This is a genomic window from Achromobacter anxifer (genome assembly GCF_903652925.1).
Lineage (GTDB): Bacteria > Pseudomonadota > Gammaproteobacteria > Burkholderiales > Burkholderiaceae_B > Achromobacter > Achromobacter anxifer.
This window is the reverse complement of sequence record NZ_CAHLAR010000021.1, coordinates 1-14739: the sequence shown is the minus strand read 5'-3', so window position 1 is coordinate 14739 and position 14739 is coordinate 1. Positions and strand designations below refer to the sequence as shown.

Here is a 14739-nt window from a genome sequence, read left to right as displayed (position 1 = left end):
TAAAATGCCGCCATGTTCCGCCTGACCCGCCTCCAGCACCCCGGCAGCGCCGCGCGCGTCCGGGCCGTGCTGTGGCTGGCGCTCGTGGCCCTGGCGCTGCGCGCGCTGGTGCCCGCGGGCTACATGCCCGACACCCGGGCGCTGCATGACGGCCGCCTGGAAGTCACCTTCTGCTCCGCCTCCGGCGATCTGTCGGCGCTGACGCTGGCGCTGTCGCCCGGCGACCAGGGCAAGTCCGGGCACGACACGGCCGACTCCGGCGCGCTCTGCCCCTTCGGCCTGCTGGCGCATCTGGCGCCCGCGCCCGCCCCTGCGATCTCCCCCTTGCTGCTGGCCGCCGGCCGGCACGCGCAGCCCGCGCCCTTGCGCGAAACCCTGCCCGCGCAAGCCGCGGCCGGGCCGCCGCTGGGCTCCCGCGCCCCGCCATTCCTCGCCTGACTCCGCCTGACCGCGCGGCCCCGCCGCGCCCTTGGACGATACGTCAACCAACGAGGTTTTCATGCACTTCCCCATTCTGCGCGCGCCCGCTGGCGCCGCGCGCTCCCACGCGCCCGATCCGCGGCGCCGCCTGCTGCTGTCCTCCCTCGCCCTGCTGGCCCTGACGGGCTGCGGGCCCGACGCCCCGAAACTGCACGGCATGGATCTTTCCAGCATGCCCGCGGGCGACTTCCAGCTGCAGGACACCGACGGCCGCGTACGCCGGCTGGCCGACTACGCGGGCCAGCCGGTCATGCTGTTCTTCGGCTTCACGCAATGCCCGGACATCTGCCCCACGGCATTGACCCGCGCCGTTGAAATCAAGAGCCTGCTGGGCGCGGACGCGGGCAAGCTGCGCGTCCTGTTCATTACCGTCGACCCCGAGCGCGATACGCCCGAGATCCTGCGCGCCTACACCCAGGCCTTCGATCCGGACTTCGTGGGCCTGCGCGGCAACGCCGAGCAGACGCGCGCCGCCGCCCAGTCGTTCAAGGTCTTCTACCAGAAGGTCGCGACCGGCTCGTCCTACACCATGGATCACACCGCGCTGACCTACGTCATCGACGCCCAGGGCAAGCTGCGCATCGCCCTGCGCCACCAGCAGAGCGCGCAGGAATGCGTGGACGACCTGCGCACCGTGCTCTGAACCGAACCATCGAAGAGGAAACCGACATGAAGAAAACCACGATCAAATCCCTGGCGGCCGCCGCCTTCGCCTTCTGCGCCCTGGCCGGCGCCAGCCCCGCCGCGCTGGCCCAGGACGCCGGCCTGAAGGTCGACGAGGCCTGGGTGCGTTCGACCGTGCCCAACCAGCACGCCACCGGCGTTTTCATGCGCCTGACCTCCGCCGCCGCGGGCCGCCTGGTCGGTGTGGAATCGCAGGCCGCCAAGCACGTGGAAATCCACGAGATGGCCATGCAGGACAACGTCATGAAGATGCGCCAGGTGCCGGGCATCGCCCTGCCCGCCGGCCAGGCGGTGGAACTCAAGCCCGGCGGTTACCACGTCATGCTGATCGACCTGGCCCGCCAGATCGCCCCGGGCGACCACGTGGCCCTGACGCTGATCGTCGAGGACGCCGCGCAGCAGCAGCGCCGGGTCGCGGTCGAGGCGGTGGCGCGTCCGCTGAACGCGGGCGCGGCTCCCGCCGCCGGCCACGGCCACTGAAGCGGGGGCTGGAACCGGCCCCTGAGGCTGGAACTAGCCCCTGATGCTGGAACCGCCCCCCGACAGCGGACTGACAGCTGTGCTGCACCGCTGAAACAGCTTCCTTGCAACAAGCGCGTTTCGGATGCAACGCCGCGCCGCGCGCCGGGTCGAATTGAAAAGACCTGGTGCGCCCTCGCGGCGCGCCTGGTCAGGCATTGCCGCATCCAGGAATCGTCCGCAGGCAGCAGCGCGAACGAAGGCGCGGCCCGCAACGGCCGCAAGCTTTGATTGCCAGGAGCGTTTCATGAAGACCCTTAGCAGGACCTTATTGCTATGCGCCGGCTTGGCCGCCGCCGGGGCCGTCCAGGCCCAAACCACGCAGTACTCGCGCGATCTCTACGGTGATTGGCAGGTCTCCCGCACCGCCCCCGCCGCCAAGACTTCGGCCCAGGTCAGTTCCGAGCTGGCTCAGTCCAAGGCCGACGGCCAGTACTCGTTCGGCCAGGAAGACTATCCTCCCCCCATCGTGTCCCACCAGAGCGAAACGCGCGCCCAGGTGCAGCAGGAGCTGCAGCAGGCGGAGATCCAGGGGCAGATGGCGTCCGACCAGGAAGACTATCCTCCTCCCGCGATGGCCCATAGCGGCACCTCCGATATCCATTGATACAGAGGCCCGGGCGGCGTCAGGCCGAGCCTGCTGGCGAATTTATCAGGGACACATAAAGCGCCGCCCATCCGGCGCGTGCTCCTGATTCGCCATACAATGCCAGCACATCCACCGCCAGCCCCCCTCGGGCGTGGCGGCAGCCGGCCCCCGCCGCCGCGCCCCGGATGCCAGCGTTCCGCGCAGCCGGGCGCCCGTAGCCGCCGGCAGCCTGCCGGCACCTCTGTATCTGGATATGCCCGGTAGTTCCGCCTTTTCATTCCTGCGTACCCTCTGCAGCCTGCGCTGGCTCGCCATCGCGGGCCAGGCCGCCACCATCCTGCTGGCCAGCAGCGTCCTGGGCCTGGCCCTGCCGCTCGAGCCGCTGTGGATCGGCGTCGGCGCGCTGATCGGCTTCAACGTCTACGCCAGCCTGCGCCTGCGCCACCGGCGCGACCTGTCCCACGCCACGGCCTTCGGCCATCTGTTCGTGGACATGGCGGTGCTGGCCTGGATGGTGGGCTGGAGCGGCGGCATCAGCAATCCGTTCGGGATGATGTTCCTGATCCTGACCGCGCTGGCGGCGCTGGCGCTGCCGCGCAACTGGGCGCTGGCCGCGGCCGTGGCGGGCATCTCGGGCTACGCGGCGGCCGCGATCTTCGGCCAGCCCCTGCGCGGCAACGTCGACACCCACACCCTGCTGCTGTGGGGCATGGGCGCCAACTTCCTCATTTCCGTGGTGGTGGTGCTGGTGTTTTCCACCCGCCTGGCCTCGGACCTGCGCGACCGCGAGCGCGAACTGGCGCGGCTGCGCGAACGCTTCACCCGCAACGAAGGCATCGTGGCCCTGGCCACCCACGCGGCGGCGATGGCGCACGAACTGAATACCCCGCTGGCCACCATGACCCTGCTGGCCGACGAGATCGCCGCCGAGGTCAAGGACGAGGACCTGCGCGCCGACGTCTCCACGCTGAGCCAATTGCTGGCCCTGTGCCGGGAACGCATCCGCAATCTGGCTGTCCCAACCGCGGTGGACCTGGTCCGCGTGGTGGGGCAATGGCGACTGATCCGGCCGACCATCGATCTGCAGCGTTCGGGCGCCCTGCCCAGCAGCCTGCGGGTCGATCCGGCCATCGCCCACCTGCTGCAGGCCCTGCTGAACAATGCGGCGGACGCCGGCGAAGCCGCCGACGCGCCCCGCGTGGACCTGCATCTGGAGTACGGTTATGGCGCCTTGCGTGGCGAAGTCAGGGATTACGGACGGGGCTTCGACCCCGACCAGACCCTGCTGCCCGCGACCAGCCTGTTCAATAGCGGCAAGCCCGGAGGGCTGGGCGTGGGCCTGGCGCTGTCCCATGCCACGGTGGAACAGATGGGCGGTGAAATGACCATGACCGCCGCCGAAGAGGGCGGCACGCGCATCCGCTTTTACTTGCCGCTAGGCAACCCCGGAACTTGAGTGCAATGAACCCAACCGATCTTGGCCTGCTGATCGACGACGACGAACTGTATGTGCGCACCCTGCAGCGCAGCCTGTCGCGCCGCGGCCTGGAAACCCGTACCGCCACCGGCATCGCCGAGGCGCTGCGCGTGGCCGAGGAAATCCGCCCCGCCTTCGCCCTGGTGGACCTGCGCCTGGGCGAGGACTCCGGCCTGACCCTGATCCGTCCCCTGCGCGCCCTGCGCGCCGACATGCGCATCCTGCTGGTCACCGGCTACGCCAGCGTGGCCACCGCCGTCGAGGCCATCAAGCGCGGCGCCGACGACTACCTCCCCAAGCCCGCCACCGCGCCGATGATCCTGCGCACCCTGGGGCTGGTGAAGCCGGAAAACGTTACGATCGAAACCACCATGACACCGTTGCACCGCCTAGAATGGGAGCACATTCACCAGGCCCTGCACGAAACCGGCGGCAACGTTTCGGCGGCGGCCCGCCTCCTGGGCATGCACCGGCGCTCCCTGCAGCGCAAACTGGCCAAGAAACCGGGGCCGGAACGCGAAGTGCTCATCGACTGATTTGTGCGGATGCGACAAATCGTCGCAGGGTCCCCGTGTGCGGGTGCGACATATCGTCGCACCCAGGAACCTTGCAGCAAGCCCCTGCTCCCCTAGGAAAACCCTGAATCTGCCCTCCTTGGGGCAGAATCCTCCCAGGCAATGCGACCATTCGTCGCATGCTTGACCCATATCAAGCCGATAGGATGGACGTTGCTGCCTAGCAGCATTCCAGTCTGCTGCTATGCAGCATTTTCCACCTTCCATCCAAGGCTGTACGTGAAACACCCCCTCCTTGCGACCCTTACGCGCATTATTGGCGTCGGCGCGGTCATGCTGCTTGGCGGCTGCAACATGGAAATCCTCTCCCCCAAGGGAGATATTGGCGCCCAGGAAAAGACTTTGCTGTTCACGGCGACCGGGCTGATGCTCATCGTCGTGATTCCGGTCATTGTCATGATCCTGGCTTTCGCCTGGAAATACCGCGCATCCAACACCAAGGCTGACTACCAGCCCAAGTGGGCCCACTCCACCGCGATCGAAGTCGTGGTCTGGACCGTCCCTTGTATCATCGTGGCGATTCTCGCCGTGATCACCTGGCGCTCGACGCACGCGCTGGATCCCTACAAGCCGCTCGTATCCGAACACAAGCCGGTCACCATCGAGGTGGTTTCGCTGGATTGGAAGTGGCTGTTCATCTACCCCGAGTACGACATCGCCACGGTCAACGAGATCGCCTTCCCCGTCGATGTTCCGGTCAACTTCCGGATCACCTCGGCCACGGTCATGAACTCGTTCTTCATCCCCCAGCTGGGTAGCCAGATCTACTCGATGGCCGGCATGGAGACCAAGCTGCACCTGAATGCGACCGAAGCCGGCACCTACGCGGGCATCTCGGCCAACTACAGCGGCGCCGGCTTCTCCGGCATGCGCTTCAAGGCCATCGCCATGTCGCAGGAAGGTTTCGACAACTGGGTCAAGGAAGCCAAGGCTGCCCCCGTGGCGCTGACCCCCGAGGTCTACGCGGAGCTGAGCAAGCGCAGCGAGCGCAACCCGGTCGTCAAGTACTCCTCGGCGCCCCCCGCCATGTTTGATTTCATTCTTGGCAGCACCATGACCAAGATGGCCGGCGTGGACTCCGCCACGTGCACCCCCACGTCGAACAATCTGATCGCAGGAATTAACTAACAATGCTCGGGAAACTCACCCTCGAGGCCATTCCGTACCATGAACCCATCGTCATGGTTACGCTGGCCGCCGTGTGCCTGGGAGGCCTAGCGGTCTTCGGCGCCATCACCTACTTCCAGAAGTGGAAGTACCTCTGGACGGAGTGGCTGACCACGGTCGACCACAAGCGTATCGGCGTGATGTACATCATCGTCGCCCTGATCATGCTGCTGCGCGGCTTCGCCGACGCCATCATGATGCGTACCCAGCTGGCGGTCGCTTCCGCCGACTCGGCCGGCTTCCTGCCGCCGCACCACTACGACCAGATCTTCACCGCCCACGGCGTCATCATGATTTTCTTCATGGCGATGCCCTTCATCACCGGGCTGATGAACCTCGTGGTGCCGCTGCAGATCGGCGCCCGCGACGTGGCCTACCCGTTCCTGAACTCGCTGAGCTTCTGGCTGTTCGGCGCCGGCGTCGCGCTGATGATGATCTCGCTGTTCGTGGGCGAATTCGCCGCGACCGGCTGGCTCGCCTATCCGCCGCTGTCCGGACTGGACTACAGCCCGAGCGTAGGGGTGGACTACTACATCTGGGCGCTGCAGATATCCGGGCTGGGCACCACGCTTAGCGGCATCAACTTCATCGTGACCATCCTGCGCATGCGCGCGCCGGGCATGAGCCTGATGAAGATGCCGATCTTCACCTGGACCTCGCTGGTCACCAACGTCCTGATCGTCGCCGCCTTCCCCGTGCTGGCCGCAACGCTCGCGCTGCTGACGATGGACCGCTACCTGGGCACGCACTTCTTCACGAACGACATGGGCGGCAACGTCATGATGTACGTGAACCTGATCTGGATCTGGGGCCACCCCGAGGTCTACATCCTGGTGCTGCCGGCGTTCGGCGTGTATTCGGAAATCGTCGCCACCTTCGCCCGCAAGACCCTGTTCGGCTACAAGTCCATGGTCTACGCCACGGCCGCCATCGGCGTGCTGTCGTTCCTGGTCTGGCTGCACCACTTCTTCACCATGGGCGCGGGAGCCAACGTCAATGCCTTCTTCGGCATAGCGACAATGATCATCTCGATCCCGACGGGCGCGAAGATCTTCAACTGGCTGTTCACCATCTACCGCGGCCGCCTGCGCATCACGACGCCGGTGCTGTGGACGCTGGGCTTCATGATCGTGTTCGTCATCGGCGGCATGACCGGCGTGATGCTGGCCATCCCCGGCGTGTCCTTCGTGCTGCACAACAGCCTGTTCCTGATCGCCCACTTCCACAACACCATCATCGGTGGCGTGGTGTTCGGCTGCATCGCCGGCATGACCTACTGGTTCCCCAAGGCGTTCGGCTTCACGCTGAACGAGCGCCTGGGCCGCTACTCGTTCTACTGCTGGTTCGTCGGCTTCTTCCTGGCCTTCATGCCCCTGTACATCCTGGGCTTCAAGGGCATGACGCGCCGCCTGAACCACTACGACAACCCCGAATGGCAGCCCTACCTGCTGGTCGCCCTGGCCGGCGCCGCGCTGATCATGCTGGGCATCTGGTTCCTGCTGCAGCAAGTGTTCGTCTCGGTCCGCCAGCGCAAGCAGAACCAGGACGTCACCGGCGATCCCTGGGATGGCCGCACCCTGGAATGGTCGATCTCTTCGCCCGCTCCTTTCTACAACTTCGCCCACGTGCCGAAGGTTGACGAGCTGGACCAGTTCTGGGAAGACAAGCAGAACGGCAAGGCCTACAAGCGCCCGGCCAAGTACGAAGACATCCACATGCCGAAGAACACCGCCGCCGGCGTATTCATCGGCGCCTTTGGCCTGGTCATGTGCTTTGCGCTGATCTGGCACATCTGGTGGCTGTCCATCGTCGGTTTCGTCGGCATGATCGGTTCGTTCATCGTCCGCGCCTATGACCGCGACGTCGACTACTGGGTCCCGGCCGCGGAAGTCGAACGCATCGAAAACGCTCACTTTGACAAAATGCAGAAGGCCGCCTGAGCCATGATTCAAGCCGTAGCCACTCACCCCCACGCGGGTCACGACGATCACGCGCATCACGACGATGGATCCAAGACCGTTTTCGGTTTCTGGGTCTATCTGATGAGCGACTTGCTGATCTTCTCGGTGCTGTTCGCCACGTTCGCGGTGTTGTCCAACGCCACCGCGGGCGGCCCGACGGGCAAGGAACTGTTCGATCTGAAGTTCGTGCTGGTCGAAACGCTGTTGCTGCTGTTCTCCAGCTTCACCTTCGGCATGGCCAACCTGAACGTGCACGCCAACAACAAGAGCCGCGCCATGGGCTGGTTGATGGTGACGTTCCTGTTCGGCGCGGGCTTCATCGCGATGGAAGTCTATGAATTCCATCACCTGATCGCGGAAGGCGCCGGCCCGGGCCGCAGCGCGTACCTGTCGGCGTTCTTCACGCTGATCGGCACGCACGGCCTGCACGTCACGTTCGGCCTGATCTGGATCATCGTCCTGCTGGACATGATCCGCCGCCATGGCCTGGACTCGATCAACAAGCGTCGCCTGGCGTGCCTGAGCCTGTTCTGGCACTTCCTGGACATCGTCTGGATCTGCGTCTTCACCTTCGTCTATCTCATGGGAGCCATCTGATGTCGCACTCCGCTGCGGCCGCACACGGCCACGACGATCACGCCGCCGACCACGGCAGCCTGAAGTCCTACATCATCGGTTTCGTGCTTTCGCTGCTTCTCACCTTCGGCTCCTTCGGCCTGGTGATGAACGGCGGACTGTCCCACGCCATCACCATCGCCGGCGTGGTTGCGCTGTGCGTGCTCCAGCTGCTGGTGCAGCTGGTGTACTTCCTGCACATGGGCGCATCGAAGTCGGCCCGCGACAACCTTGCCACGTTTGTCTTCACCGTGATGATCATCGCCATCATCGTCGGCGGTTCGGCATGGGTGCTGTACAACATGAACGTCAACATGGGCCACGCCATGTAATGGCAGCCCGCCGTTGAAGCAGAAAACAGGCGTCCCCCGGGGCGCCTGTTTTTTTTGGCTAACAACCCCGTCCGTCACATCATCTGGAGTCGCCTCATGCAAACCGTTGTCGCCGCCCTCACCTGCGCCGTGTTCGCCATCCTGTCCTTGTGGCATGCCTATTGGGCCTGCGGCGGCCAGCTGGCACACGGGGCCGCCCTGCCTCGCAAGGACGGCAAGCCGCTGTTCCAGCCTTCGGCCGCCGGCACGCTGGCGGTGGCGCTGATCCTGATGGCCTTCGCCGCGCTGGCGGCCGCCAATGGCGGCCTGCTGGGCCTGGACGCATCGCCCGCCTGGCTGCGCTGGGCCGGCAGCGCCGTGGCGCTGGCGCTGCTGGGCCGCGCCATTGGCGACTTCCGCTACGTGGGATTCTTCAAGCGCCTGGGCGAAGACCCGTTCGCGCGCCTGGACACGCGGGTGTATTCGCCGTTGTGCCTGCTGCTGGCGGCCGGCATGCTGACCGCGGCCTGGGGCGGCTGACGCGGCCATGCGTTCGGGCAAGGACCCGCCGCGGCTTTCGTTATATATTCAGCGTTATAACGATTTCCTTAACACTTTAATCATTCTGCCAGCGCCGCCCCCAGACCATGCACGCCGCCACGATCGCCCCTGCTGCCACCCCGGCCGACGACGCCGAATCCGCCCAGCGGTTTGCCGGCGCCTTGTTGCGCCATGCGCCCCCGGGACATCCCGACGCGGGCTTCTTCGCCACGGTCATCGGCAAGAGCCTGGCCTGCGGCGACCTGGGCCGCTGCGGCCTGTCGTCCCGGGAACTGGAAGAACTGGCCGCGCGCCTGTTCCCCGGCGCGCTGACCGGCCATGCCCCCGCGCTGGCGCCGCTGCGCGCGCAGGCCGCCATCTACCCGGTACGCGGCCCGGACGCGGCGCAAGCGGAGTTCATGCGCCTGCTGCGCGCGCTGCTGGACGCCTGGCGCGCCCCGGGCACGAGCACTACTCCCTGGGTCAGCAGCGTGCTGGCGCACGCCTGCCTGCGGCCCGACCATCTGTGGCGCGACCTGGGCCTGTCCGGGCGCGAAGACGTGACCTTCCTGCTGGCGCGCCACTATCCCGGCCTGGTGGTGCGCAATGTGCGCAACCTGCGGTGGAAGCAATTCCTGGCCTACTCCGCCTGTGAGCAGGCGGGCCTGCCGCCCGCCGCCGCGCCCGGCTGTCCGGCCTGCGAGGACTACGGCTTCTGCTATCCGGACATGCCGGACTGAGGCCACTGCTCAGAACCGGTAGGTCGCCCCGACGCCCAGCCCCACGCTGCGCCCCGCCGCCGGTTCGTAATAGCGTCCGTTGGTTTCGTTGACGATCACCGAACCCGCGTAGCGGCGGTCGAACAGGTTGTCCACACGCCCATAGGCGTTCAACTCCCAGGCCCCCGTCCTGAGCACATAGCCCGCGCTCAGCGCCGCCACGAAATAGGCGGGCGCGTCGCCGTCGTTGGCGTCGTTGACGTAGACCTTGCCGAGGTAGCGCCCTTCAAGCGTGACCTGCCAGCCTTCCGGCGGCGCCCAGGCCAGCGAGGCATAGGCCGCCTGGCGCGCGATGCCCGGGATCTTGTTGCCCGCGCGGATATCGCCCGGCCCGTCGTCCGCGTAGCGCGCGTTCAGCCAGGTATAGGCCAGCTGCGCGCGCCCATGCCGCGCGAAGTCGCCGGACCAGCCCAGCTCCACGCCGTCGCGCCGCGTGCGGCCGGCATTCTGGTAGGAGGTCCGTCCGCCCGAACTGCCCGCAGCCACGATCTCGTCATCGGTGCGGGTATGGAACACGGCGGCGGTCAGCAGGCCGCCCGCCACCCGCGCTTTCACGCCGGCCTCCAGATTGGCGCTGAGCGCGGGCGCCAGCCCGAAATTCAGGCCGGGCTGGCCACCGGGGCGGTAGGAAATCTCGTTGAGCGTCGGCGTCTCGAAGCCCCGGCCATACGACGCGTAGAGACTCAGGCCAGGATCCGGGGCGTAGCGGACCGCCGCCACCGGCAAGGCCTTGCGGTAGCGCGCCGCGCCGCTGTCGTCGCCATTGCCGGGCGCGATGTAATGGTCGTCGGAATCGAAGCTGACCGTGCTGTAGTGCAGGCCGGCATCCAGCGTCCAGCGCTCCGATACCTTCCAGGAAGCCTGCAGATAAGGGTCGGCGTTGTAGACGGTGTTGGTTTCGTCGCGTCGCAGCGCGCCCTGCACGCCCAGTTGGCGCCCGGCCCCCTCGCCGGTGTAGTTCTGGTAGCCCTTGCGGTCCTCGCGCATGGAATCGTAGGAAAAGCCGCCGATCAGGGTCAGCGGCCTGCCCGCCATCGCCAGCTCGGACGTCCAGCGCAGGTCCGCGCCGCCGTACTGGCGCTTCAAGTCGATGACGCCGCCGGCCTGGGTCGGGGCCATCTGCGCCGCCGGCGGAATCGCCTGGTATTGCGTGGTGTCGCGCTGGCCGTAATAGACCATCACCCGCAAGGTGTTGCGGCTGTCCACCATGCGCTCGTAAACCGCGCCGCCCTGGGTCTGCCTGACCCTCTTGCGGGTGTCGTACTGATCCGCCAGCGGCGCCGCGCGCGGATCATCCTGGAACTGTTGATAGGTCAGGCCCAGCGGATCCTGCGCCTTGAGGTCCACGCTGTTGGCCACGATGGTCAGGTGGCTGGCGTCATCCAGCTGCAGGCCCAGCTTGGCATTGCCGAGATTCTTGCGGGCGGCGCTGTGGTCGCGATAGCCATTGGTGGTGAAACGAGTCAGGTCCAGCACATAGTCCACGCCGCCCCCGGCGCTGGCGCCGTTGGCACGCAAGCCATAGCGCCAGGTGCCGTAGCTGCCGTTCCAGCCGCTGGCCGATAGCGAAGGCGGCGCCGTCCCGTCCTCGGTGTAGGCCTGGATCACGCCGCCCGAGGAATTGCCGTACAGCGCCGAAAACGGCCCGCGCAGCACCTCGACCCGGCCGAGCGAGCCTATATCGATGTTCGAGGTCTGCCCCTGCCCGTCCGGCATGGTGGCCGGTATTCCGTCCACGTACAGGCGCACCCCGCGCACGCCGAAGGTGGAACGCGCGCCGAAGCCGCGGCTGGATATCTGCAGGTCCTGGGCGTAGTTCTGGCGGTTCTGAATCTGCAGGCCAGGCACGCCGGCCAGGCCTTCGGAAAGATTGATGCCCGGCTGCCCCTGGCGCATGGCCGCGCCTTCCACCACGTCCACCGAGGCCGGCGTATCCAGCACCGAGGCGCCCAGCCGCGTGCCCGTCACCACCACCGCCGGCAGCAGTTCGCCGGACGGCTGCGCCCAGGCCGCGATCGCCGGAAACGAGGCCAGCAAGCCGTGCATGGCCCAGCGCCGCAAGCGCGAAAACCACCCATCCTGTTGCGCCAAGCGCGCCTCCTGTAGGGACCGGGGCGGGAATCGGTTCTAATACCCGCCATGGATAAATCGCAAGACATCGAACGCCGCCTGCTGGACCTGGAGGTCAAGGCCAGCTTCGCGGACGATCTGCTGGAACAGCTCAATCAGATCATCGTGCGCCAGCAACAGCAGATAGACCGGCTGATGCGCGAGGTCGCCGACCTGCGCCAGCAGGCGCCCGAGGGCGCCGCCCCCTTCCGCAGCCTGCGCGACGAACTGCCGCCGCACTACTGACCCCGGGCCGCGTCTGGCGCGCCCTCTCCCCCGATTACGCCCAGGAACGGCCTTTGCGCCGGCCGGCGCTCGCCTGCGCGTCGCCTTTGAATTCCATGAGTGGAAATATATCCAAAGAATTTACCTATCTTTCCACTGATGGGAATATCTTTTACCGATATACGGGTTTATCCCTAGTCCGATTCAGCGCAATATTGAGTCATCGGGAAACAGCAACGAACCAGACGGATAGGCCGCCGATTCGCTCCCAAGGCTCTTGAAATCGGAGATTTACCATGAAGACCCTCGCTACCGCATTGATCATGTCCCTGGCTGCGCTGAGCGCCGGCGCCTATGCCGCCTCGCCCAACATCGAACCCAACAACGTTCCGTTCCAGGGCGTCTACGGCACCCCTTATGAAGGCCCGACCCGCGCCCAGGTGCAAGCCGAACTGGCCGCCGCCAAGGCCGCCGGCCAGATGGCGGAAGTGGAACCGAACAACGTGCCCTTCCAAGGCGTCTATGGCACCCCGCACACGGGCAAGACCCGCGCTGAAGTGCGCGCCGAACTGGCCGCCGCCCGCGCCGCCGGCCAGATGGCCGACGTGGAACCCAACAACGTGCCGTTCCAAGGCGTCTACCACGGCAACTGAGCGCACGCGGATTTACCCCTCCCCTTGTTGTACCTTGGCCGCCAGACTCTGGCGGCTTTTTTTCGCCCATGAGGAAGGTAGCTGCCGCACTGCATGAAGCGGCGCTTTCTTCATTGCGATGTGGCCTCAAGGAAAAAACGGCCAGTTTCGGCGCGCCGCGCAAAGCATTGTTCCATCCGTTCGCGTACTATCGCCCCAAGATCAGGCATAACACTACGACTCAACAGGGAGCCCATCTTGAAACACACCCGCGTTCTCGCCTCTTTGCTTGTGGCTTGCGGCATGTCCGCGCCGGCCTTCGCCGCGCCTCCGGTGATGCTGAACAATGCCATCATCACGCAGATCCCCAAGGCCGATCAGCCCTCGTTCCACGAAGCCGTGGCGCAATCGCTGAACAGCTCCGCCGACGGCCAGCGCACCGAATGGACCAGCACCCACCAGCCCAAGCGGGCCGCGCCTATCACCGTGCAACTGACGCCCACGCAAACCAGCAAGATCAAGGACGATCGCGTCTGCCGCTTCCTGGTCGGCGATTTCGCCCGCGGCGCCACCACTGAAAAGTGGCAGTTCTGGTTCTGCAAGCAGCCGGACGGCACCTGGAAGGCCAGCCGCAACTAAGGCCGCGATGCGCCGGAATCCGGCGCATGCAAAAGCGCGCCGCCCATCCAAGGATGGAGCGGCGCGCTTTTTTTGTGCCCGGTCCGCGCGCGCCGCAAGGGCGCGCGCAATGAACGGAATCAGGCCGAGGCTTCGACCCGGTTGGCGTCCAGCACCGTCATTGCGGTCATGTTGATGATGCGGCGCACGGTGGAGCTGGAGGTCAGGATGTGCACGGGTGCATTGGCGCCCAGCAGGAACGGGCCCACCGCCACGTTGCCGCCCGCGGCCGTCTTCAACAGGTTGTAGGCGATGTTGCCCGAGTCCACGTTCGGGCACACCAGCAGGTTGGCCTCGCCCTTGAGCGAAGACGAAGGCAGGATGCGCATGCGCAGCGCCTCGTCCAGCGCGCAGTCGCCATGCATCTCGCCATCGATCTCCAGATCCGGCGCGGCCTCTCGCACCAGTTCCAGCGCGCGGCGCATCTTGGCGCCGGACGCCGAGCTGCCCGAACCGAAGTTCGAACGCGACAGCAGCGCAACCTTGGGCGCCAGGTTCATGCGAGCCATTTCCTGCGCCGCCATCACCGTGAACTCGGCGATCTGCTCGGCCGAGGGCTCGTCGTTGACGTGGGTATCCACCAGCACCACCGTGCGCTCGTTGAGCAGCAGGATGTTCATGGCCGCGTACACGTTGTGGCCCGGACGGCGGCCGATGACCTCGTCCACGAAGCGCAGGTGATCGTGGTACGCGCCAACGGTGCCGCAGACCATGCCGTCGGCATCGCCCAGGTGCACCATCATCGCGCCGATCAGGGTCAGGCGGCGGCGCATTTCGACGCGCGCCATTTCCTTGGTGATGCCGCGGCGGCACATCAGTTCCCAGTACGTGGTCCAGTACTGATGGAAGCGCTCGTCGTATTCCGGGTTGGTGACTTCGACGTCCTCTCCCAGGCGCAGGCGCAGGCCGAATTTCTCGATGCGCGACAGCAGGACCGCGGGACGCCCCACCAGGATGGGACGGGCCAGGCCTTCGTCGACAATCACTTGCACCGCGCGCAGCACGCGCTCGTCCTCGCCTTCCGTGAACACGATGCGGGCCTTGCCGCCTTCGCGCACGATGCGCTTGGCCGCCGAGAACAGCGGCTTCATGAAGGCGCCCGAGTGGTACACGAACTGCTGCAGCTGCTCTTCGTAGGCTTCCAGGTCGGCCAGCGGACGCGTCGCCACGCCGCCTTCCATCGCCGCCTTTGCCACCGCCGGCGCAATGCGCACGATCAGGCGCGGGTCGAAGGGCTTGGGAATCAGATATTCAGGGCCGAACGAGATGTCGTAGGTGCCATAGGCCGCCGCCACGACTTCGTTCTGTTCTTCCTCGGCCAGCTCGGCGATGGCGTACACCGCCGCCTTTTCCATCTCGCGGGTGATGGTGGTGGCGCCCACGTCCAGCGCGCCGCGG

The 14739-nt window shown here is 66.3% G+C and carries 17 protein-coding genes; 15 read left to right on the top strand and 2 right to left on the bottom strand.

The features are described from left to right. Positions 1 to 12 precede the first annotated feature (12 nt). The 12 genes from HWY37_RS33615 to HWY37_RS33560 all read left to right on the top strand — a co-directional run bounded on the left by HWY37_RS33615 (position 13) and on the right by HWY37_RS33560 (position 9658). A complete protein-coding gene (locus tag HWY37_RS33615) occupies positions 13 to 438 on the top strand; it encodes a DUF2946 family protein (RefSeq protein ID WP_176090837.1) in 426 nt (141 codons plus the stop codon). A 61-nt stretch (positions 439 to 499) separates the two neighbouring features. Further along, the gene (locus HWY37_RS33610; protein ID WP_176090836.1) at positions 500 to 1123 is read left to right on the top strand and encodes an SCO family protein; all 624 of its coding nucleotides are present in this window, start codon (positions 500 to 502) and stop codon (positions 1121 to 1123) included. A gap of 26 nt (positions 1124 to 1149) precedes the next feature. Then, positions 1150 to 1644, top strand: a complete 495-nt coding sequence (locus HWY37_RS33605; protein ID WP_176090835.1) for a copper chaperone PCu(A)C — start codon at positions 1150 to 1152, stop codon at positions 1642 to 1644. Between the two features lie 286 nt (positions 1645 to 1930). After that, entirely contained in the window at positions 1931 to 2290 is a 360-nt protein-coding gene (locus HWY37_RS33600; RefSeq protein WP_175211430.1) for a DUF4148 domain-containing protein, read from the top strand. 235 nt (positions 2291 to 2525) lie between these two features. After that, the gene (locus tag HWY37_RS33595; RefSeq protein ID WP_175211428.1) at positions 2526 to 3728 is read left to right on the top strand and encodes a HAMP domain-containing histidine kinase; all 1203 of its coding nucleotides are present in this window, start codon (positions 2526 to 2528) and stop codon (positions 3726 to 3728) included. A 5-nt stretch (positions 3729 to 3733) separates the two neighbouring features. Next, a complete protein-coding gene (locus HWY37_RS33590) occupies positions 3734 to 4285 on the top strand; it encodes a response regulator transcription factor (protein WP_042794894.1) in 552 nt (183 codons plus the stop codon). Between the two features lie 258 nt (positions 4286 to 4543). Further along, on the top strand, positions 4544 to 5452 hold the full coding sequence (cyoA, locus tag HWY37_RS33585) for a ubiquinol oxidase subunit II (RefSeq protein ID WP_176090834.1): 909 nt from the start codon (positions 4544 to 4546) through the stop codon (positions 5450 to 5452). Positions 5453 to 5454: 2 nt separating this feature from the next. Then, positions 5455 to 7431 (top strand): cytochrome o ubiquinol oxidase subunit I, encoded by a 1977-nt coding sequence (cyoB, locus tag HWY37_RS33580; RefSeq protein ID WP_176090833.1) that lies wholly within the window; start codon positions 5455 to 5457, stop codon positions 7429 to 7431. A 3-nt stretch (positions 7432 to 7434) separates the two neighbouring features. Beyond that, complete coding sequence (gene cyoC / locus HWY37_RS33575; RefSeq protein WP_176090832.1) at positions 7435 to 8049, top strand: cytochrome o ubiquinol oxidase subunit III; 615 nt, start codon at positions 7435 to 7437, stop codon at positions 8047 to 8049. Continuing rightward, on the top strand, positions 8049 to 8399 hold the full coding sequence (gene cyoD, locus HWY37_RS33570) for a cytochrome o ubiquinol oxidase subunit IV (RefSeq protein ID WP_054451659.1): 351 nt from the start codon (positions 8049 to 8051) through the stop codon (positions 8397 to 8399). Before cyoC ends, cyoD begins: the two co-directional genes overlap by 1 nt. Positions 8400 to 8495: 96 nt before the next feature. Next, a complete protein-coding gene (locus HWY37_RS33565) occupies positions 8496 to 8918 on the top strand; it encodes a DUF3995 domain-containing protein (RefSeq protein WP_176090831.1) in 423 nt (140 codons plus the stop codon). A 107-nt stretch (positions 8919 to 9025) separates the two neighbouring features. Beyond that, positions 9026 to 9658 (top strand): nitrogen fixation protein NifQ, encoded by a 633-nt coding sequence (locus tag HWY37_RS33560; protein WP_176090830.1) that lies wholly within the window; start codon positions 9026 to 9028, stop codon positions 9656 to 9658. Positions 9659 to 9667: 9 nt separating this feature from the next. Here the strand turns inward: HWY37_RS33560 and HWY37_RS33555 are convergent, their stop codons facing one another. Further along, positions 9668 to 11743, bottom strand: a complete 2076-nt coding sequence (locus HWY37_RS33555) for a TonB-dependent receptor (RefSeq protein WP_176090855.1) — start codon at positions 11741 to 11743, stop codon at positions 9668 to 9670. A gap of 93 nt (positions 11744 to 11836) precedes the next feature. On the opposite strand from HWY37_RS33555, the gene HWY37_RS33550 reads away from it, so the two are divergent. The 3 genes from HWY37_RS33550 (at position 11837) to HWY37_RS33540 (ending at position 13302) form a co-directional block, all read left to right on the top strand. After that, entirely contained in the window at positions 11837 to 12052 is a 216-nt protein-coding gene (locus tag HWY37_RS33550) for a SlyX family protein (protein ID WP_008167310.1), read from the top strand. A 275-nt stretch (positions 12053 to 12327) separates the two neighbouring features. After that, a complete protein-coding gene (locus HWY37_RS33545; protein ID WP_175211413.1) occupies positions 12328 to 12684 on the top strand; it encodes a DUF4148 domain-containing protein in 357 nt (118 codons plus the stop codon). 282 nt (positions 12685 to 12966) lie between these two features. Then, the gene (locus HWY37_RS33540) at positions 12967 to 13302 is read left to right on the top strand and encodes a hypothetical protein (RefSeq protein WP_373418184.1); all 336 of its coding nucleotides are present in this window, start codon (positions 12967 to 12969) and stop codon (positions 13300 to 13302) included. 119 nt (positions 13303 to 13421) lie between these two features. Here the strand turns inward: HWY37_RS33540 and HWY37_RS33535 are convergent. Beyond that, positions 13422 to 14739: phosphate acyltransferase (locus tag HWY37_RS33535; RefSeq protein WP_254595970.1), on the bottom strand; the 1318-nt coding region annotated here is incomplete at its 5' end.